Here is a 19,518-nt window from a genome sequence, read left to right on the forward strand (position 1 = left end):
CGCCCCTCCGGCGTGCCCGCCCGTGCCAGAGTTCCCCCATGACCCAGATACCCAAGGGGGCCGACGTCCCGGTGCCCTCGCAGGCCCTTCATGTCGCGGTCAGCTGGCGCACCGGGCACGGGGTGCCCGACGTGGACGTGTCGGCCCTGCTCCTCGGGGCCGGGGAGCGGGTGCGGGGCGACGCCGATCTGGTGTTCTACAACCACGCCGAGCATCCCTCGGGGACGGTCCGGCACCTGGGGAGGTCGGCCCCGGGCGCGCCCGGCAGTCCGGCCGCGGACTGGCTGTGGGTGGACCTCGCACGCGCGGAGCCGGACGTGGGGCGTCTGGTGATCGCCGCCTCCGCCGACGGGGGCGCCCTCGGGCAGGTGCCGGGGCTTGAGGTGCGGGTCACGGACGGGGCCGGGAACCCGGTGGCGTACCGCGCGATCGGCGACGCGACGACGGAGACGGCCTTCGTCCTCGGGGAGTTCTACCGGCGGGACGGCGGCTGGCGGTTCCGCGCCGCCGGCCAGGGGTACGCCTCGGGGCTCGCCGGGCTCGCGACGGGGTTCGGCATCGTCGTGGAGTCCCCGCCGCCGCCGATCCCGGGTCCCGGCTACGTCCCGCCGCCCCCGCCCCCGGCGCCCGCAGCCCCGCCCGTGCCGGTGGCCGACCCGTACGGCGGCGAGTTCCGGCCCTCCGTGTACCAGGGGCGCGGCAAGGAGACGGTGCACTGCGAGCCGGGTCTGCCGGCGGGGCACTGGGTGCTCCTGGAGATCGAGTCGTACCACTCGCTGTCCACCACGATCGAGGCCTGCGACGCGTACGGGCGGGCCGAGGACTACCTGCTCACGGCGTACGAGGACGACGTACGCGCGCGTACCGTCGCCCTGGTCCCCCGCGCCCGCCCGCTGACCCTGCGGGTGGAGGCGGACACGCCCTGGACGCTGCGGGTGCTGCCGCTCTCCCACGCGCGCCGGTTCGACAGCCATGTCGAGGGCCTCGCGCACGATCTGGTGATCTACGAGGGGCCGGCCGGGGTGCTCGACTTCGCGCACCACGGGGAGTCGAACTTCACGGTCCACCAGCACACCCCGCCGCTCGACCCGCTCTACGACGACGAGGAGCAGGACCTGCTGGTCAACGAGATCGGGGAGGTCCGGGCGAGCGCCCCGGTGTCCGGGCCCGGGCTGCTGCGGATCAGTGGTGACGGACCGTGGAAATGTTCCGTGCGCCGCTGAGCCGGCCCGTGGAAGGATGGCCCAAACGTCACGAAACCGAGGAGTTGACCGGGTGCCTGGCACAAACCTGACCCGTGAAGAGGCTCAGCAGCGGGCGGCGCTGCTGACCGTGGACGCGTACGAGGTCGAACTCGACCTCACCGGTGCGCAGGAGGGCGGCACCTACCGGTCCGTCACCACCGTCCGCTTCGATTCCGCCGAGGACGGCGCCGAGACCTTCATCGACCTCGTCGCCCCCGCCGTCCACGAGGTCGTCCTGAACGGCCGCGCGCTCGACGTCGCCGCCGTCTTCCGCGACTCGCGGATCGCGCTCGACCGCCTGGCCGCGGGCCGCAACGAGCTGAAGGTCGTCGCCGACTGCGCGTACACCAACACGGGTGAGGGCCTGCACCGCTTCGTCGACCCGGTCGACGACCAGGCCTACCTGTACACCCAGTTCGAGGTGCCGGACGCGCGGCGGGTCTTCGCCTCGTTCGAGCAGCCCGACCTGAAGGCGACCTTCCAGTTCACCGTGAAGGCGCCGAGCGGCTGGTCGGTGATCTCCAACTCGCCGACGCCCAAGCCCGAGAACGACGTGTGGGTCTTCGAGCCGACCCCGCGCATCTCCACGTACATCACGGCCCTCATCGTCGGCCCGTACCACTCGGTGCACTCGACGTACGAGAAGGACGGACAGGTCGTCCCGCTGGGCATCTACTGCCGTCCCTCGCTGGCCGAGTTCCTGGACGCGGACCACATCTTCGACGTGACCCGCCAGGGCTTCGACTGGTTCCAGGAGAAGTTCGCGTACGACTACCCGTTCGCCAAGTACGACCAGCTGTTCGTGCCGGAGTTCAACGCGGGCGCGATGGAGAACGCGGGCGCGGTCACCATCCGCGACCAGTACGTCTTCCGCTCGAAGGTGACGGACGCGGCGTACGAGCGGCGCGCCGAGACCATCCTCCACGAGCTCGCCCACATGTGGTTCGGCGACCTCGTCACCATGGAGTGGTGGAACGACCTGTGGCTGAACGAGTCGTTCGCCACCTACACCTCGGTCGCCTGCCAGGCCTCGGTGACGGGCACCCGCTGGCCCAACGCCTGGACGACCTTCGCCAACGCGGAGAAGACCTGGGCCTACCGCCAGGACCAGCTGCCGTCGACGCACCCGATCATGGCCGAGATCAACGACCTGGAGGACGTGCTCGTCAACTTCGACGGCATCACGTACGCCAAGGGCGCCTCGGTCCTGAAGCAGCTCGTGGCGTACGTCGGCCAGGACGAGTTCTTCAAGGGCGTCCAGGCGTACTTCCAGGCGCACGCCTTCGGGAACACCCGCCTGTCCGACCTCCTCGGCGCCCTGGAGGAGACCTCCGGACGCGACCTGAAGACCTGGTCGAAGGCGTGGCTGGAGACGGCCGGCATCAACATCCTCCGCCCGGAGATCGAGACCGACGAGAACGGCGCCATCACCGCCTTCGCCGTCCGCCAGGAGGCCCCGGCACTGCCCGCCGGCGCCAAGGGCGAGGCCGTGCTGCGCCCGCACCGGATCGCGATCGGCTTCTACGACCTGGACGCGGCCGGCAAGCTGGTCCGCACCGACCGCCTGGAGCTGGACATCGCGGCGGCCGAGCTGACCGCCGTGCAGCAGCTGGTGGGCAAGGCCCGCCCGGCGGTCGTCCTCCTCAACGACGACGACCTGTCGTACGCGAAGGTCCGCCTCGACGAGGTGTCCCTGCAGAACGTCACCGCGCACCTCGGCGACTTCGCCGAGTCCCTGCCGCGCGCCCTGTGCTGGGCCTCGGCCTGGGACATGACCCGCGACGGCGAGCTGGCCACCCGCGACTACCTGGACCTGGTGCTCTCGGGCATCGCCAAGGAGTCCGACATCGGCGTGGTCCAGTCGCTCCAGGGCCAGGTGAAGGCCGCTCTCGACCTGTACGCGGCGCCGGAGTGGCGCGCGACCGGTCTGGCGCGCTGGGGCACCTTCGCCCAGGAGCAGCTGCGCGCCGCCGAGGGCGGCAGCGACCACCAGCTGGCGTGGGCGCGGGCGTTCGCGGCGACCGCCCGGACGGACGCGGAGCTCGACGTGCTCGCGGGGCTGCTCGCCGGCTCCGAGGTCGTCGAGGGCCTGGCCGTCGACACCGAGCTGCGCTGGGCGTTCGTGCAGCGCCTCGCGGCCACCGGCCGCTTCGACGAGGCGGAGATCGCCGCCGAGCTGGAGCGCGACCGCACCGCGGCGGGCGAGCGGCACGCGGCGACCGCGCGCGCGGCCCGTCCGACGGAAGCGGCGAAGGCGGAGGCCTGGGCCTCGGTCGTCGAGGACGACAAGCTGGCGAACGCCGTGCAGGAGGCGGTCATCGGCGGCTTCGTCCAGGCCGACCAGCGCGAGCTGCTCGCCCCGTACACCGCGAAGTACTTCGCGTCGATCAAGCGCGTCTCGGAGACCCGCAGCCACGAGATCGTCCAGCAGATCGTGGTCGGCCTCTACCCGACGCTCCAGGTCTCGCAGGAGACCCTGGACGCGACGGACGCGTGGATCGCCGCGAACTCCCCGGTGCCGGCGCTGCGGCGCATGGTGACGGAGTCGCGGGCGGGCGTCGAGCGCGCCCTGAAGGCGCAGGCGGTGGACGCGGCCGCGAAGTAGGCCGGTAGGCAGTACGACGAAGGGGCGCCCTCCCCCGTGGAGGCGCCCCTTCGCCGTGCTTGGAGTCCGCCCGGTGGGCGGCGCCGGGAGTCCGCCCGGTGGGCGGTGCTCGGAATCCGGCCGGCGGGCGGTGCTTGGAACCCGCCCGGCCGGCCGTGCTTGGAATCCGCCCGGCGGGCGGGCGTCGGCGCGCGGCCGCGCCGCCGGGCGGACGTGTGTCAGCCGCCCAGGCGGGCGTACCGGGCGCGGAGGTCGGCCGCGCCCTGCTCCGTCAGCGCGCCGTGGAGCCGCATGCGGGCGACGCCGCCGTCGGGGAAGGCGTCGAGCCGGACGTGGGTGACGACGGCCTGCGCGGGCAGCTTGAAGCGGTGCAGGGTGTCGGGCTGGAGGCGGGTGCGCGGGATGATCTCGAACCACTCGCCGTTCTCGCCGTTGCGGCCCTGGAGCGCGATCCAGCCGGCGGAGTTGCCCTTGAGGTACGCGGTGTCGATCTCGACGGCGCGGACGACGCCCTGGGCGACGAGCCGGAAGCGCACCCAGTCGTTGGTGTCGCGGACGCGGCGGCGGCGGTTCTCCCAGCCGTCGTCCATCTTGCGGGAGGTGCCGGGCAGGATGATCTGGGTCGGCGAGGAGTAGAACTTGTCCGAGGCGTCCTCGTACGAGCCGCCGTTGAGCACGGCGATCAGGTCGAGGGTGCCGAGGAGCTCCAGCCACTCGGGGTCGGGCACGACCTCGCCGTGGACGCGGAGCCGGGCGACGCCGCCGTCGGGGTGCTGGCAGAGCCGTACGTGGGTGAAGCGGCGCTCGGCGTCGATGGTGAAGCCGTTGGCCGCGTGACCGCGGACGGGGGTCGGCGGGACGAGCTCCTCCCACTTCGCGTCGAGCAGCTCGGCGGGGCTGGGCGACCCCTCGACGGCGGTGGCCTGGATGCTCACCTTCTGCGGGTAGTTGCCGCGGAAGTGGGCGGTGTCGACGACGATGCCGCGGATCACGCCGGGGGCGCCGAGGCGGACGATCGCCCAGTCGTGGTCCTCGGGGGCGGGGAAGACGTTCTCGGCGTCGGCGCCGCGGCGGCGGCGGGTCTCCCAGCCGTCCATGATCTTGCCCTTGTGACCGAAGTGCTCCGGGTCGAAGACGGCGCGCTCGCGGACGAGGAGGTTCTCGCGCTCGGCGAAGAACTCGTCGTTGGCGGCGACGACCCCGGCGCCGAGACGGCGGTCGGCGAGGTCGACGAGCTCGGTGAAGGGGAAGTCACCGGTGCGGTAGTCGGCGTAGGGGTCCCCGCCGGCGTAGGGCGCGGCGTCGTTGGCGTGCGGGTCCTGGTCCTGGCTCGTCTCGAAGGTCATGCCTCGACTGTGCGCCCCGGGGACCCGACCGGTCCATCGAATGTTTTCGACGATGCCGTTCAGTTCTACTGAATGGTTTCGTGGGCGGTCGCGCGGGCCGCCGCCGCCTGCCGGAGCGCGGCGAGCACCCGGGCCACCGCCGGGCCCTCCTCCGCCCCGCTCCGTACGGCCGCGACGACATGGCGGCGCGGCTGGTCGGCGGAGAGGACCCGCATGACGACCCCGGTGCCGCCCCGCCGGTCCGCGGAGGCCATCCGGGGGACGAGCGCGATGCCCATCCCGGCCTCGACCATGGCGAGGATCGCGGTCCAGCCGGAGGCGCTGTGGGCCTGCTCGGGCACGAAGCCCGCGGCCTCGCAGGCGGCGATGGTGATCTCGGACCAGGGTCCCGAGCCGCCGAAGATCCAGGGCTCGGCGGCGAGGTCGGCGAGACGCAGGCCGGGCGCGTCGGCGAGCGGGTGGCCGGCGGGCAGGGCGACGTCGAGGGGGTCGGCGAGCAGCGGCACCCGGCTGAACTTGGGGTCGCGCGCGGAGGGCGCGTGGGCGGCGAGCGAGAGCGCGAGGTCGACCTCGCCGGCCGTGAGCAGCTCGTACGCCTCCGCCGCCTCGGCCTCCCGGATCCGGACGTCGAGCCCGGGGTGGGCGGTCCGCAGCTGCCGTACGGCGGGCACGAGGAGCCCGGGCACGGACGTCGAGAAGGCCGCCACCCGCACCTGTCCGGCCTCGCCCCGCAGATACCCGTCGAGTTCGGCGTCGGCGCGTTCCAGCTGGGCGAAGACCACCTCCGCGTGGCGCAGCACCAGATGGGCTGCGTCGGTGAGCCGGACCCGGCGCCCCTGGGCCTCCAGGAGCCGCACCCCGAGCTGCTTGGCGAGGTTGGTGAGCTGCTGCGAGACGGCCGAGGGGGTCATGAGCAGCGCCTCCGCGGTCGCGGTGACGGTGCCGCGGTCGCGGAGGGTACGGAGGATCTGGAGCTTCTTGATGTCCCACTCGGTCATGGGGCGCAACATATCGGGCCTCGTTCCACCGGGCCTCGGCTACCGCGCGGAGCTCAGCGCCACGCCGCCGAGGATGAGGACCATGCTCGCGCCGCCGATGAGGCCCGGTTGTTCGCCGAGGAGGGCGTACGAGAGGAGGGCGACGCAGACGGGCTGGAGGTAGTAGACGATCCCCGAGCGGGCCGCGCCGATCAGGGTGACGGCCTTGTCCCAGGCGAAGAAGGCGACGGCGGAGGAGAGCACGCCGACGTAGACGAGGGGGCCGACGGTGCCGGTGGTGGGCTCGAAGCCGCCCTGGACGGCGACGCTGACGGCGAACGCCGGGGCGAGCATCAGCGCGCCGAGCAGGAAGGTGGTGAAGAGGAAGACCAGGCCGCCGAGTTCGGCGGGGCGGCGCTTGAGGAGGGCGCTGTAGGAGGCGAAGCAGACGGCGGCGGCCATGACCCAGAGGTCGCCGGTGGCGAAGTCGGGGGTGAGCGAGCCCTTGCTGACGAGGAGCAGGACGCCGGCGCAGGCGATGAGCATGCCGGTGGTGCGGCGCGGGCCGAGGCGGTTGCCGCCGAGGCGGGCGAAGAGGGCCATGAGGACCGGGGACGCGGCCATGATCATGCCCATGTTGCCGGCGGAGGTGGCGGTCCCGGCCTGGTTGACCAGGGTGTTGTAGACGGTGATGCCCAGCAGGGAGGCGAGGGCGAGGAAGCGGAGGTGGCGGCGGATCAGGTGCCGCTGCCGCCAGGTCTCGCGGGCGGCGAGCGGGGCGACGGCGACGAGGGCGACGATCCAGCGCCAGAAGGCGGCCTGGACCGGCGGGACGGTGTCGTGGAGGGCGCGGGCGACGACGAAGCTGCCGGACCAGACGACGGTGGCGAGGAGCGCGAGGAGAACGCCGAGGCCGGCGCCCTTGGCGGGTGCCGGCCTCTCGGTGACTGCGGTGTCGGTGGCGGTCGGGGTGTCGGTGGCGGTCGATGCGGTCGGGTTGCGTGCGGTGTCGAGGCTCATGCCCCTTACCGTCGCACCGCCGAAACCTCCAGGTCCATCGAAACTTCCTGACCGTTCCTTTCAGGGGAGCTGAAAGATTCCTTGGGGGCCTTCGCGGCTCGGGGGTTCAGCTGGCCGGCCAGGGTGGCGCCGAAGGCGATCGCCATGCCGAGCACCTGCACCGGACCGAGCGCCTGACCGAGCGCCACCCAGCCGATGACGGCCGCGGTGATCGGCGAGAGCGGGCCGAGGAGGGTGGCCGAGGAGGCGCTCAACCGCTCGATGCCGCGGAACCAGAGGAAGTACGAGATCGCGGTGTTGCCGAAGGCGAGGTAGGCGTAGCCGGCCAGGTTGGTGCCGGTCAGGGCCGGCGGGGCACCCTCGATCAGGAAGGCGATGGGCAGGATGACCAGGCCGCCCGCGGTGAGCTGCCAGCCGGTGAGCGCGAGGGCGCCGACGCCCTCGGGGCGGCCCCAGCGCTTGGTGAAGACGATGCCGGCGGACATCGAGAGGGAGGAGAGCAGTCCGGCGCCCACGCCGATCAGGTCGAACGCGGCTCCGGCCTTGAGGACCACGAGACTGACGCCGAAGGCGGCGGTGACGGCGGTGAGCAGGGTCTTCACCGTGGGCTTCTCGCCGAGGAAGAGGGCCGCGAGGCCGACGACGAAGAGCGGGCCGACGGAGCCGACGACCGCGGCGACTCCGCCGGGCAGCCGGTAGGCGGCGAGGAAGAGCAGCGGGAAGAAGGCGCCGATGTTGAGGGCCCCGAGGACCGCGGACTTCCACCACCAGGCGCCCTGCGGGAGCTTGCGGGTGAGGGCGAGGAGCGCGAGGCCGGCGGGCAGGGCGCGCATGAGGCCGGTGAAGAGCGGGCGGTCGGGCGGCAGGAACTCGGTGGTGACGAAGTAGGTGGAGCCCCAGGAGATCGGGGCGAGGGCGGTGAGAGCGACGGTTGCTGCCTTGCGGGACATGACGGTTCCCCCCTGCTGCGGAGTGCCGGACTGGCTTGGCGGTAATTAACTTACCACTAAGCTACTTACTTGCAAGAGACTTTCTTGCGATCGAGTCATGCGGAAGAGGAGACTGGCCCCATGGAGACGAAGAACCCCGGCCCCGCCCATGACGCCGTCGACGCCATCGCCGACCAGTGGGCGGCCGTCCGCCCCGACCTGGACACGGTGCCGATGGCCGTCTTCGGGCGCATCTACCGGCTGTCCAACGCCATGCGCGGCAAGGTGGACAAGGCGTACGCGCCCTACGGCATGGCACTCGGGGAGTTCGACGTGCTCGCGACGCTGCGCAGGTCCGGAGAGCCGTACACGCTCTCGCCGCGTGAGCTGACCGCCACGCTGATGATCACCACCGGCGGCATGACCGGCCGGCTGGACAAGCTGGAGAAGGCCGGGCTGCTCACCCGCAGCCCCGACCCGAACGACCGGCGCGGGCTGCGGGTCACCCTCAGCGAGCGCGGCAGGGAACTGGTGGACCAGGCCGTCGAGGCCGGCCTCGGGGAGCAGCGGGCGGCCCTGGAGTCCGCGCTCACCGAGGAGGAGGCGGCCCAGCTGACCGGCCTGCTGCGCAAGCTGCTCGCCACGACCGTGTGAAGGGCCTGATCCGGAAGACGGGCCCCGGAGGCCTCAACGCATGCGAGGGCGCCGCGCGGTAGCTCGTACCGTGCGGCGCCCTCGGCGGATATCTGTGCGGCGGTTACGCCTTCTTGGACTTGTCGAGCACCATCACCAGGCCGGCGATCACCAGGAACAGCACGATGGGCAGCGCCACGTACAGGCCGAGGGTCTCGACGACACTCAGCTTGGGGGCCGGGTCGTCACCGTCGTCGCGGGTGAGCGCGAGCGCGGGGGACGACATGAGCAGCATCATCAGCGTCGTACCGGCCGCGAGCGAGCCGGCGCGCAGAGCGTTCTTCTTGTCCACGGTGCAAACGTAGCGAACACCTAAACGGGCCGCGCGTCCGGGGGTGCCGTACGGGCGTCGGCCGCCTCCGTCCGAGCGTGCAGCTCGCTCAGCAGGGCGTGCGCGCGGGGCGAGGCGGCGAGCCGTTCCAGGGTGAGCGGCTGGCCGTCCGGACCCGCGAGCGGCAACCGCCAGTTGGGGTACTCGTCCCAGGTGCCCGGCAGGTTCTGCGGCCGGCGGTCCCCCACCGCGTCCGGCAGCCACACGCCCACCATTCGCGCCGGGGTCGCGAGCAGGAACCGGTGGACGGCCCTGATCTCGGCCTCCTCGTCCCCCGGGCCCTCCGGGAGCAGCCCCTTCCGCTCGAAGAGGCCCAGCCACTCGGCGGTCTCCGCCGCGTCCGCGGCCCGCTCGCGCTCCAGGTCGCCGGGGAGCAGCCCGAGCCGGTGCCGCAGGGCGACGTGCTCGCCGGAGAGCCGGGCGGCGGTCGGGGGCAGGTCGTGGGTGGTGGCGGTGGCGACGCAGTCCGCGCGCCACTCCCCCGCGGGCAGCGGGCGGCCGGTGCCCGCCCAGTCCCGCTCGAACCAGAGCACGGAGGTGCCGAACACCCCGCGCCGGGCCAGTTCCTCGCGGACGCCCGGCTCGACCGTGCCGAGGTCCTCGCCGATGACGAGGGCGCCGGCCCGGTGGGCCTCCAGGACGAGGACCGCGAGCATCGCCTCGGCGTCGTACCGGACGTACGTGCCCTCGGTGGGCTCGCGGCCCTCCGGCACCCACCAGAGCCGGAAGAGGCCCATCACGTGGTCGATGCGCAGCGCGCCCGCGTGGCGGAGGAGTTCTCCGAGGAGTCCTCGGTACGGGGCGTAGCCGGCGGCGGCGAGGGCGTCGGGCCGCCAGGGCGGCAGGCCCCAGTCCTGGCCCCGGGAGTTGAAGGCGTCGGGCGGGGCGCCGACCGACATGCCGGCCGCGAAGGCCTCCTGCTGCGCCCAGGCGTCCGAGCCCTCCGGGTGGACGCCGACCGCCAGGTCGTGGACGATCCCGACCGCCATGCCGGCCTCCCGGGCGGCCGCGGCGGCGTCGGCGAGCTGCCGGTCCGTCAGCCAGGCGAGCCGGCAGTGGAAGTCGACCCGGGCGGCCAGGACGGGGTCGGCGCGGACGGCGGTCTCCGCCGTGCGCGGCGTGCGCAGCTCCTCGGGCCAGCTCCGCCAGTGGTGGCCGTGCCGTTCGGCGAGGGCCTGGTAGGTGGCGTGGTCCTCCAGGGCGCGGCCCCGCTCGGCGAGGAAGTCGTGGAAGTCGGCGCGGCGCCCGGGGCCGGGCTCCACCGCCCCGAGCACCAGCTCCAGGGCCCGCCGCTTGACCTCCCACACGGCGTCCCGGTCGATCAGGGCGCCCTTGCCGAGGACCCGTTCGCGCAGTTCGGCCGCCTCGGCGAGGATCCGGTCGAGCTCCTCGCGGCGCTCGGGTCCCAGCAGGGCGTACTCGGGGATCTCCTCGATCCGCAGGTGGACGGGGTCGGGGAAGCGGCGCGTGGACGGGCGGTACGGGGAGGGGTCGGTGGGCGCCCCGGGCACGCCCGCGTGGAGCGGGTTGACCTGGACGAACCCGGCGCCGTGGGTGCGGCCCGCCCAGGTGGCGAGCTCCCGCAGGTCCCCGAGGTCGCCCATGCCCCAGGAGCGGGTGGAGAGCAGCGAGTACAGCTGGACGAGCAGCCCGTACGCGCGCCGCCCGGGGCCGGGCACGCGCGCGGGGCTCACGATCAGGGTGCCGGTGGCCCCGCGCCCGTCGGGGGCCTCCGCCTCGACGGTGTGGACGCCGAGCGGAAGCCCGGACCAGTCCTGGCCGGCGACGACCGCGCCGTCCTCGGTGGTGACCCGGAGGCGGGTGCCGGAGGGCAGTCCGGCCGGCGGCCGGGCGGGCTCCCCGTCCCGCCACAGGACCAGGGTCGGCGGCAGCAGGCGCTCCCGGTCGGCCCGTTCCGCCGCGTCCAGGGCGGCGGCGACCGCGTCCGGGGTGGCCGCGTCGACGCCCAGGGCGGCGAGGACGGCCACCACGGTGGCGTCCGGCACGGGCACGGTGACGCCTTCTGACGGGCTGTGGGCGGTGGCGACGCCGTGACGGGCGGCGAGACGGGCCAGGGTCACTTCACACTCCGGGGGACTCCGGGCCGCCCGCGCTGCCGGGGGCGGTGGGTTCGCTGGTCAGGGGGGCCGCCGCGGTCAGGGGCGGCTCGCTGGTGAGGGGCGACGCGTCGGGCAGGGGCGGTTCGCTGGTCAGCGGTTCACCGGCCGGCGCCGACTGCTGTGGAATCCGTATCCGTCCGAGGTGGTGGGCGGTCGTGGTCACGGGGGTCTCCCGATTCGTCTCGACAGGTGGGACCTGGGCAATGACAGAGCCCTACCCAGCGCACCTCGTTTTACCGGCGGAACATGGCGAAGTGATGTCACCTCGCCGACGGCACGCCGGGCAAAGCCGACACATCGGCCACGCACGTTGACACCTCCGTGCGACGGGTGGTGGGCTCGTGACCCACTCGTGACCAACCGGGGAGCTGCCGGGGCCTGATCCGAAGGACAGCCCTGGCCCGGCCGAAGGGAGACCCACGTGCACCTCGGGCGCAGGAAGCGCACCGCGACGGCCGTCGCCGCCGCCGTCATCGGCGGCCTCCTCGGCGGCGCGGTGCCGGGCTCGGCGCAGGCGGCCCCGACGGCGCCGGCGGCACCCGTGACGCCCCTGGCCCCGGCGGCTCCCGCGAGCCCGCTCACCCCTGCGCCGCCCTCGGGGAGCGCCTCCGACGCGCGGCCCTCCACCGCGCGCGTGCCCGCCGTCTGGCCCCGGCCGCAGTCCCTGACCGGTAGCCGGTCCTCCGTGCGCCTCGGGGACGAGGTGACGCTCCTCGCGGACGACGACGCCGATCCGTACGCCCTGGCCGCCCTGCGCGAGCTGCTGCGGGCCGCCGGGGTACGGACCGTCCACACCGGCCTGCCGGGCCGGGGCCCCGTCCTGCGGGTCGCCGGGCCCTCCGGCGCGGGCGCGGAGGCGGCGCTGACCGCGCTGCGCGTGCCCGAGCGCCTCGATCTGCCGCGCGGCGGCTACCGGCTCGCGACGGGCCGCTTCCAGGGGCGGGACACCGTCGTCCTGGACGGGGTCGGCGAGGACGGCCTGTTCCACGCCGTCCAGACGCTGCGTCAGCTCGTCGGCACCGGCCGGGAGATCCCCGGGGTCGTCGTCCGCGACTGGCCCGGAACGGTCGAGCGCGGCATCACCGAGGGCTTCTACGGCCGCCCCTGGACCCTGGACCAGCGGCTCGCCCAGCTGGACTTCCTGGGCCGGACCAAGCAGAACCGCTATCTGTACGCGCCCGGGGACGACCCGTACCGCCAGGCGCAGTGGCGCGAGCCCTACCCGGCGGGGCAGCAGGAGGAGTTCCGCGCGCTCGCCGAGCGGGCCCGCGCCAACCACGTGACGCTCGGCTGGGCCGTGGCGCCCGCCCAGTCCATGTGCCTGGCCTCGGCCGGCGACGTGGCGGCGCTGACGCGGAAGCTGGACGCGATGTGGGAGCTCGGGGTGCGCTCCTTCCAGCTCCAGTTCCAGGACGCCTCCTACGACGAGTGGCACTGCGACGAGGACGCCGACGCCTTCGGGCGCGGACCGGAGGCCGCGGCCACCGCCCACGCGCGCGTGGCGAACGCCGTCGCCCGGCGCCTCGCCGAGCGGCACCCGGACGCCGAGCCGCTGACGGTGATGCCGACGGAGTACTACCAGGACGGCGCGACCGCGTACCGCACGAAGCTCGCCGAGGTGCTCGACACGGACGTGCGGGTGGCCTGGACGGGCGTCGGCGTCGTCCCGCGCACGATCACCGGCGGCGAACTGGCGGGGGCGCGCCGGGCCCTGGGCAGCCACCCGCTGGTCACCATCGACAACTACCCGGTGAACGACTACGCGCAGGACCGGCTGTTCCTCGGCGCGGCCACGGGCCGGGAGCCCGCCGTGGCCGCCGGTTCCGCCGCCTACCTCGCCCACGCCATGGAACAGCCGGCGGCCTCGCGCGTGCCGCTCTTCACCACCGCCGACTACGCCTGGAACCCCAGGGGCTACCGCCCCCGCGAGTCCTGGCAGGCGGCGGTGGACGACCTCGCGGGACCGGACCCTGCCGCGCGGGAGGCGCTGCGCGCGCTCGCCGGGAACGGCTCGTCGTCGATCCTCGACCCGGCGGGCGAATCGGCCTATCTGAAGCCGCTCCTGGCGGCGTTCTGGGCGTCCCGCACGAGCACCGGCACGGCCGCGCGGGAGAAGGCGGCGCGCGAGCTGCGGGCCGCGTTCACCGTGATGCGCGGGGCCCCCGAGCGGCTCACCGCCACGGCCGGCGGCACCCTCGACGACGAAACGGGCCCGTGGCTGGAGCAGCTCTCCCGGTACGGCCTGGCGGGCGAGACGGCGGTCGACATGCTCCTCGCGCAGGCGCGCGGCGACGGCGCGGCGGCCTGGCGGGCGCAGCTGGCCCTGGAGGCCCAGCGGAAGGCCCTGAAGGCGAGCCGGGTGACGGTCGGCCCGGGGGTCCTCGATCCGTTCCTCACGCGCGCGGTGGCGGAGTCGGCGGCCTGGACCGGCGCCGACCGGACCCCGGCGGCACGGGCGGACCGCGCCCCCGGCTCGTACACCGTGCGGCTCGACCGGGCGCGGCCCGTGGAGGCCCTGACGGTCATGACCGAGCCCGGCGGGGCCGCCGGGCGGGCGGACGCGCGCGTGGAGGCGTACGTCCCCGGCGAGGGCTGGCGGCCGCTCGGCCCGCTGTCGGCGTCCGGCTGGACGCAGACCGAGCTGAAGGGGCTGACGGCGGACGCGCTGCGGGTCGTGTGGAGCGGCGACGGTCCGGCGCCCGAGGTGCGCTCGCTCGTGCCGTGGTTCGCGGACGGGCCGCGTGCCGGTCTCGACCTCGCGCGGACCGAGACGGACGCGGAGATCGGCGGTCCTGCGCAGCGGGTGGACGTGGAGCTGACGGGCCGGCGCGCGGGCGAGGTGCGCGGGGCGCTGACGGCGAAGGCCCCGAAGGGGATCGTGGTGCGGCTGCCGGAGCGGGCCGTGGTGGAGCGCGGGGCGCGGAAGAGCGTCCCCCTGGAGGTGTCGGTGGCGGCGGGCGTGCCGGCCGGGTCGTACCGGGTGCCGGTGTCCTTCGCGGGCGAGGAGCGGGTCCTGACGGTGCGGGCCTTCCCCCGGACGGCGGGCCCGGACCTGGCGCGGGCGGCGACGGCCTCCTCCTCGGGCGACGAGACCCCGGACTTCCCGGCGGCCTCGGCGGTGGACGGCGACCCGGCGACCCGCTGGTCCTCCCCGGCACAGGACGGTGCCTGGTGGCAGCTGGAGCTGCCCCAGCCGGCCCGGATAGGGCAGGTGGTGCTGCACTGGCAGGACGCGTACGCCTCCCGCTACCGGGTCCAGGTCTCGGCCGACGGGCGGGTCTGGCGGACGGCGGCGAGCGTCGCGGACGGCAGGGGCGGCCGGGAGTCGGTCCGGATGGACGCGGCGGACACCCGGTTCCTGCGGGTGCAGGGGGAGACGCGGGCGACCCGCTTCGGCTACTCGCTCTGGTCGGTGGAGACGTATGCGGTGGCCCCGGATCCGGTGAAGGAGCCGGGGACGGCGTCCGGGACCACGCCCGAGGACACGCCGGAGGAGCGGCCCGCCCCCTGAGGGGGAACCGCTCCCGCGACCGTCAGCCCCCGCGTACGCGAAAGGCCCGGCTCAACCCGTCGTCAGCGCCCGCACGGGGGTCTCTGCGACGGAGTCGATCCGGGCCATCACGTCCTCGGCGCCGTACGGCTCGAGGTACGGCAGCCAGCGGGGGTCCCGGTGTCCGGTCCCGATGATCCGCCAGGCCAGGCCGGTCGGCGGGGCGGGTTGGTGGCGCAGCCGCCAGCCGATCTCCCGCAGGTGCTTGTCGGCCTTGACGTGGTTGCAGCGGCGGCAGGCCGCCACCACGTTCTCCCAGGCGTGCGTGCCCCCGCGGCTGCGCGGGATGACGTGGTCGACGCTGGTCGCGACGGCCCCGCAGTACGCGCAGCGCCCGCCGTCGCGCGCGAAGAGCGCCCGGCGGGTCAAGGGAACGGGCCCCCGGTAGGGGACCCGCACGAAGCGCTTCAGTCGCACCACGCTGGGAGCGGGGAGGACTTGGGTCTCGCTGTGCAGGAAGGCGCCGGATTCCTCGAGGCAGAGAGCCTTGTTCTCCAGTACGAGGACGAGTGCGCGGCGGAGCGGTACGACGCCGAGCGGCTCGTACGACGCGTTGAGGACCAGGACATGCGGCACGGATGCCTCCTATGACGCCGGCGGCGCGTGGCTCGCGCCGGGACGAACTGCTCTCAGTCTCTCCTCATGCCTGGTCGCGGCGCCACCACGTACCGGGATCGGGGTGACGGCACCGGGGTGTTCTCGACCACATCGGCATCTCTCCCTGATATGTGCCCAGGTGAGCTCGGTCTCTCCCTCGAACACGGCTACGGGACCACACCTGGCGCCCCGTTACTGTGGATGGCCTGCGTACGCGATGCCTGGAGGTTGTCCCGTGTCCTGGTCCGCCCTGGCGGCTGCCACCGAACCCGAACCGATGCCGGCGACCTTGGACGAGGCCGCGGAGAAGGCCACGAACGCGGCGAGCTGGGTGGAGGAGAACTGGTCCACCTGGCTGAACACCGGACTGCGCATCCTGCTGATCCTGGTCGTCGCCCTGCTGCTCCGGATGGCCGTCCGGCGGGCCCTGACGAAGCTGATCGAGCGGATGAACCGCTCGGCGCAGGCGGTGGAGGGGACGGCGCTCGGCGGTCTCCTCGTCAACACCGAGCGGCGGCGGCAGCGCTCGGAGGCGATCGGGTCGGTGCTCCGCTCGGTGGCGTCCTTCCTGATCCTGGGCACGGCCGGGCTGATGATCCTCGGCGCCTTCAAGATCGACCTGGCGCCGCTGCTCGCCTCGGCCGGTGTGGCCGGTGTGGCGATCGGTTTCGGCGCGCGGAACCTGGTGACGGACTTCCTCTCCGGTGTCTTCATGATCCTGGAGGACCAGTACGGCGTCGGTGACTCGGTCGACGCGGGCGTGGCCTCCGGCGAGGTCGTCGAGGTGGGTCTGCGGGTGACCAAGCTGCGCGGCGTGGACGGCGAGATCTGGTACGTGCGCAACGGCGAGATCAAGCGGATAGGGAACCTCAGCCAGGGCTGGGCGACCGCCGGTGTGGACGTCACCGTCCGGCCGACGGAGGACCTGGAGCGGGTGCGGACCGTGATCACCGAGGCGGCGGACTCCATGGCGAAGGAGGAGCCGTGGAACGAGCGCCTGTGGGGTCCGGTGGAGGTGCTCGGTCTGAGCGAGGTGCTGCTCGACTCGATGACGGTCCGGGTCTCGGCGAAGACGATGCCGGGGAAGTCGCTGGGCGTGGAGCGCGAGCTGCGCTGGCGCATCAAGCGGGGGCTGGACGAGGCCGGCATCCGGATCGTGGGCGGACTTCCGGCGCAGGCCGAGGAGTCGGCGGCCGACCCGACGGCCGGCATGGCGGCCCCCTCGGTCTTCGCCTCGGCGACCTCACCGCAGTCGACGGCGGCGACCCCACTGCCGAGGCCGGACCTCTCGAAGTAACTCCTCACGGCTTCACGCTCCCGCGGGTAACGCTTTCGTTGCCTTCGGGGGCGTGTCGCGTTCCCGGGTATTGACGTCTCCGTGACGGCCGCCTTACCTTCCTCCCAACCGAATAGGAAACTTTCCTAACAGTGCCGCTCGCGGTACTGAAGCCACCGTACGAGGGCAGGTGCCAGTTCCATGGCCGGTACACCACCGGGAACCCCCGGCACCCCGCGCGTGCTGCGGGCCATGAACGATCGTGCCGCGCTGGACCTGCTCCTGGAGCACGGTCCCCTCTCCCGGACACGGATCGGCAAGCTCACCGGCCTGTCCAAGCCGACCGCCTCCCAGCTCCTCGCCCGGCTCGAAGCGGCCGGGCTCGTCGTCGCCACCGGCACCACCGAAGGCCGGCCCGGACCGAACGCCCAGCTCTACGCGGTCGACGCGCGGGCCGCGTACGCCGCGGGGCTCGACGTCAACCAGTTCCGCATCCACGCCGCCGTCGCCGACATCACGGGCGCGATCGTCGGAGAGTTCGAGCTGCGGACCCCAGGCCGCGCCGCCTCCGGGGTCGTCCGCCAGGTCACCGAGGCCCTCGACGGGGCCGTCGAGGCGGCCGGGATCACCCGCGAGGACGTGCGGCGCCTGGTCATCGGCACCCCCGGCGCCTTCGACCCGGCCACCGGACGCCTCCGCTACGCCTCCCACCTGCCCGGCTGGCACTCCCCCACCCTCCTGGAGGAGCTGGCCGCCGTCCTGCCCATGCCGTTCGAGTACGAGAACGACGTCAACCTCGTCGCCGTCGCCGAGCAGCGCCTGGGCGCCGCCCGGGGCCACGACGACTTCGCCCTGCTCTGGAACGAGGAGGGCATGGGCGCCGCCCTCGTCCTCGGCGGGCGGCTGCACCGCGGCTTCACCGGCGGCGCCGGCGAGGTCGGCTTCCTGCCCGTGCCCGGCACCCCGCTCGTACGGCAGGTCACCAAGGCCAACTCCGGCGGCTACCAGGAGCTCGCCGGCGTCCAGGCCGTGCCCCGGATCGCCCGCGCCGTCGGCATCGACACCCCCGAGCAGCCGTACGTGCAGGTCGCCTGCGGCCTCCTCGCGCACGCCGCCGAGGCGCACGGCGAGGACCCGCTGTACGCGGAGCTGCTCGACCGCTACGCCGAGCGCGTCGCCACCGGGCTCGCCTCCCTCGTCGCCGTCATCGACCCCGAACTGATCGTGCTCTCCGGCGACGTCCTCGTCGCCGGGGGCGAACCCCTGCGCGCGCGGATCCAGTCCGAACTCGCCGATCTCGCCGCCTCCCGGCCGCGGCTCGTCCTCGCCGCCGTGCCCCGTCGCCCGGTGCTGCGCGGCGCCCTCGAAAGCGCCCTCGCGACCACGCGCGACGAGGTCTTCGACACCTCTCGCTGACCCACCGACCACCACCTCCTGCCCCGTAGCCCCTCCGCCCCAGGGAGACACCGTCATGCCCGTACGTCCGCGCAGAGCCGCCGCCGCGCTCGCCGCCACCGCCTCGATCGCCCTCTTCGCCTCCGCCTGTACCGGCTCCGTGGACAACGCGGCCTCCGACGACCCGAACACCCAGACGACGATCACCTTCTGGCACGGCTGGTCGGCGCCCGCCGAGGTGAAGGCGATCGAGGCCAACGTCGCCCGCTTCGAGAAGGCCCACCCGAACATCAAGGTGAAGGTCGTCGGCGACATCAACGACGAGAAGCTCGGCCAGGCGCTGCGCGCGGGCGGTTCGAACGGGCCTGACGTCGTCTCCTCGTTCACCACCTCCAACGTCGGCAAGTTCTGCGCCTCGGGCGCGCTCGCCGACCTCAAGCCCTTCATAGAGAAGTCGAAGCTGGACCTGGACAAGACCTTCCCCAAGGTCCTCCAGGAGTACACCCAGTTCGAGGGCAGGCGCTGCTCCCTGCCGCTGCTCTCCGACGCGTACGGGCTCTACTACAACAAGGACGCCTTCAGGGCGGCCGGCCTCGACCCGGAGGCGCCGCCGAAGACCTGGTCCCAGTTCGCCCAGGTCGCGAAGGCGCTGACGAAGCCCAAGGGCGACTCGTACGAACAGCTCGGCTTCATGCCGAACTACCTCGGCTACGAGACCGTCGTCGAGCACTACATGTCGCAGTGGGACCACCGGTACTTCGACGAGAACGGCAAGTCGAACGTCGCCAAGGACCCGGCCTTCGCCGAGATGATGACGTACCAGAAGTCCCTGGTGGACTCCCTCGGCGGATTCAAGAAGCTCGACAAGTACCGCACCACCTTCGGTGACGAGTGGGGCGCCAAGCACCCCTTCCAGACCGGACAGGTCGCCATGCAGATGGACGGCGAGTGGCGGCTGAACTTCATCAAGGACGCCAAGGTGCCGTTCGAGGTCGGCATCGCGCCGCTGCCGGTCGCCGACGACGAGATCGCCGAGTACGGCAAGGGCTACCTCTCCGGCACGATCATGGGCATCGCGCCGCAGAGCAAGAAGCAGAACGCGGCCTGGGAACTGGTCAAGTACATGACCACGGACACCGACGCCGTGGTGGGCTTCGCGAACGACATCGGGAACGTCCCCTCCACCCTGGAGGCGCTGAAGTCCCCGAACCTGAAGTTCGACGACCGCTTCAAGGTCTTCCTCGACATCGCCCGGCACCCGGAGTCCACCACCATGGACGGCGCGGTGAACGGCCCCACCTACCAGGAGACCCTCTCCGACCTCGCCCACAAGTACGAGAACGGCCAGGTCACGGACCTCAAGAAGGGCCTCGCGGACGCCGCGGCCCAGATCGACCGCGACATCGCCGCGGCGAAGTGACGGCCGGTCCCCCCT

At 73.5% G+C, this 19,518-nt stretch carries 15 protein-coding genes; 7 read left to right on the top strand and 8 right to left on the bottom strand.

The genetic code is table 11. The annotated features are described in order from the left end of the window. The first annotated feature begins 38 nt into the window (after nucleotides 1-38). A complete protein-coding gene (locus ACN9M0_RS11935; protein ID WP_366035745.1) occupies nucleotides 39-1,223 on the top strand; it encodes a TerD family protein in 1,185 nt (394 codons plus the stop codon). 52 nt (nucleotides 1,224-1,275) lie between these two features. After that, the gene (pepN, locus tag ACN9M0_RS11940; RefSeq protein ID WP_366035744.1) at nucleotides 1,276-3,849 is read left to right on the top strand and encodes an aminopeptidase N; all 2,574 of its coding nucleotides are present in this window, start codon (nucleotides 1,276-1,278) and stop codon (nucleotides 3,847-3,849) included. A 218-nt stretch (nucleotides 3,850-4,067) separates the two neighbouring features. Here pepN and alc read toward each other — a convergent pair whose 3' ends face one another. The 4 genes from alc to ACN9M0_RS11960 form a co-directional block, all read right to left on the bottom strand. After that, nucleotides 4,068-5,195: an allantoicase gene (gene alc / locus ACN9M0_RS11945; RefSeq protein WP_366035743.1), complete on the bottom strand. Its 1,128-nt coding sequence runs from the start codon at nucleotides 5,193-5,195 to the stop codon at nucleotides 4,068-4,070. Nucleotides 5,196-5,260: 65 nt separating this feature from the next. Then, nucleotides 5,261-6,193, bottom strand: a complete 933-nt coding sequence (locus ACN9M0_RS11950; protein ID WP_366035742.1) for a LysR family transcriptional regulator — start codon at nucleotides 6,191-6,193, stop codon at nucleotides 5,261-5,263. 39 nt (nucleotides 6,194-6,232) lie between these two features. Further along, nucleotides 6,233-7,192: a DMT family transporter gene (locus tag ACN9M0_RS11955; protein ID WP_426403567.1), complete on the bottom strand. Its 960-nt coding sequence runs from the start codon at nucleotides 7,190-7,192 to the stop codon at nucleotides 6,233-6,235. A gap of 5 nt (nucleotides 7,193-7,197) precedes the next feature. Then, on the bottom strand, nucleotides 7,198-8,142 hold the full coding sequence (locus tag ACN9M0_RS11960) for an EamA family transporter (RefSeq protein ID WP_366035740.1): 945 nt from the start codon (nucleotides 8,140-8,142) through the stop codon (nucleotides 7,198-7,200). A gap of 120 nt (nucleotides 8,143-8,262) precedes the next feature. Here ACN9M0_RS11960 and ACN9M0_RS11965 point away from each other — a divergent pair, with 120 nt between their 5' ends. Then, on the top strand, nucleotides 8,263-8,775 hold the full coding sequence (locus ACN9M0_RS11965; protein WP_366035739.1) for a MarR family winged helix-turn-helix transcriptional regulator: 513 nt from the start codon (nucleotides 8,263-8,265) through the stop codon (nucleotides 8,773-8,775). 103 nt (nucleotides 8,776-8,878) lie between these two features. Here ACN9M0_RS11965 and ACN9M0_RS11970 read toward each other — a convergent pair whose 3' ends face one another. Genes ACN9M0_RS11970 through ACN9M0_RS11980 form a run of 3 tightly spaced genes read right to left on the bottom strand, consistent with a single transcriptional unit; the run spans nucleotide 8,879 to nucleotide 11,428 of the window. Further along, nucleotides 8,879-9,106, bottom strand: a complete 228-nt coding sequence (locus tag ACN9M0_RS11970) for a hypothetical protein (protein ID WP_366035738.1) — start codon at nucleotides 9,104-9,106, stop codon at nucleotides 8,879-8,881. Nucleotides 9,107-9,126: 20 nt separating this feature from the next. Next, the gene (malQ, locus tag ACN9M0_RS11975) at nucleotides 9,127-11,226 is read right to left on the bottom strand and encodes a 4-alpha-glucanotransferase (protein WP_426403568.1); all 2,100 of its coding nucleotides are present in this window, start codon (nucleotides 11,224-11,226) and stop codon (nucleotides 9,127-9,129) included. Nucleotide 11,227: 1 nt separating this feature from the next. After that, nucleotides 11,228-11,428 (bottom strand): hypothetical protein, encoded by a 201-nt coding sequence (locus ACN9M0_RS11980; RefSeq protein ID WP_366035736.1) that lies wholly within the window; start codon nucleotides 11,426-11,428, stop codon nucleotides 11,228-11,230. A gap of 258 nt (nucleotides 11,429-11,686) precedes the next feature. Here ACN9M0_RS11980 and ACN9M0_RS11985 point away from each other — a divergent pair, with 258 nt between their 5' ends. Next, nucleotides 11,687-14,776, top strand: a complete 3,090-nt coding sequence (locus tag ACN9M0_RS11985) for a beta-N-acetylglucosaminidase domain-containing protein (protein ID WP_366035735.1) — start codon at nucleotides 11,687-11,689, stop codon at nucleotides 14,774-14,776. Between the two features lie 51 nt (nucleotides 14,777-14,827). Here ACN9M0_RS11985 and ACN9M0_RS11990 read toward each other — a convergent pair whose 3' ends face one another. Further along, the gene (locus tag ACN9M0_RS11990; protein ID WP_366035734.1) at nucleotides 14,828-15,391 is read right to left on the bottom strand and encodes an HNH endonuclease; all 564 of its coding nucleotides are present in this window, start codon (nucleotides 15,389-15,391) and stop codon (nucleotides 14,828-14,830) included. Nucleotides 15,392-15,689: 298 nt separating this feature from the next. Between ACN9M0_RS11990 and ACN9M0_RS11995 the strand changes: the two genes are divergently transcribed. The 3 genes from ACN9M0_RS11995 (at nucleotide 15,690) to ACN9M0_RS12005 (ending at nucleotide 19,503) form a co-directional block, all read left to right on the top strand. Next, entirely contained in the window at nucleotides 15,690-16,709 is a 1,020-nt protein-coding gene (locus ACN9M0_RS11995; protein WP_399698452.1) for a mechanosensitive ion channel family protein, read from the top strand. A 180-nt stretch (nucleotides 16,710-16,889) separates the two neighbouring features. Next, nucleotides 16,890-18,104 carry an ROK family transcriptional regulator gene (locus ACN9M0_RS12000; RefSeq protein WP_366035733.1) on the top strand — a complete coding sequence of 405 codons (1,215 nt, stop codon included), beginning with the start codon at nucleotides 16,890-16,892 and terminating at the stop codon, nucleotides 18,102-18,104. Nucleotides 18,105-18,159: 55 nt separating this feature from the next. Beyond that, nucleotides 18,160-19,503 carry an ABC transporter substrate-binding protein gene (locus ACN9M0_RS12005; protein ID WP_366035732.1) on the top strand — a complete coding sequence of 448 codons (1,344 nt, stop codon included), beginning with the start codon at nucleotides 18,160-18,162 and terminating at the stop codon, nucleotides 19,501-19,503. The last annotated feature ends 15 nt before the right edge of the window (nucleotides 19,504-19,518 follow it).

Source organism: Streptomyces sp. R-07 (assembly GCF_049913175.1).
Classification (GTDB): Bacteria; Actinomycetota; Actinomycetes; order Streptomycetales; family Streptomycetaceae; genus Streptomyces.

What these genes read in the sequence shown, in the direction of transcription:
- ACN9M0_RS11935 (WP_366035745.1), top strand. Translation starts at nt 39, where the DNA reads ATGACCCAGATACCCAAGGGGGCCGACGTCCCGGTGCCCTCGCAGGCC.
- alc (WP_366035743.1), bottom strand. Translation starts at nt 5,195, where the DNA reads ATGACCTTCGAGACGAGCCAGGACCAGGACCCGCACGCCAACGACGCC.
- ACN9M0_RS11950 (WP_366035742.1), bottom strand. Translation starts at nt 6,193, where the DNA reads ATGACCGAGTGGGACATCAAGAAGCTCCAGATCCTCCGTACCCTCCGC.
- ACN9M0_RS11955 (WP_426403567.1), bottom strand. Translation starts at nt 7,192, where the DNA reads ATGAGCCTCGACACCGCACGCAACCCGACCGCATCGACCGCCACCGAC.
- ACN9M0_RS11960 (WP_366035740.1), bottom strand. Translation starts at nt 8,142, where the DNA reads ATGTCCCGCAAGGCAGCAACCGTCGCTCTCACCGCCCTCGCCCCGATC.
- ACN9M0_RS11965 (WP_366035739.1), top strand. Translation starts at nt 8,263, where the DNA reads ATGGAGACGAAGAACCCCGGCCCCGCCCATGACGCCGTCGACGCCATC.
- ACN9M0_RS11995 (WP_399698452.1), top strand. Translation starts at nt 15,690, where the DNA reads ATGCCGGCGACCTTGGACGAGGCCGCGGAGAAGGCCACGAACGCGGCG.
- ACN9M0_RS12000 (WP_366035733.1), top strand. Translation starts at nt 16,890, where the DNA reads ATGGCCGGTACACCACCGGGAACCCCCGGCACCCCGCGCGTGCTGCGG.
- ACN9M0_RS12005 (WP_366035732.1), top strand. Translation starts at nt 18,160, where the DNA reads ATGCCCGTACGTCCGCGCAGAGCCGCCGCCGCGCTCGCCGCCACCGCC.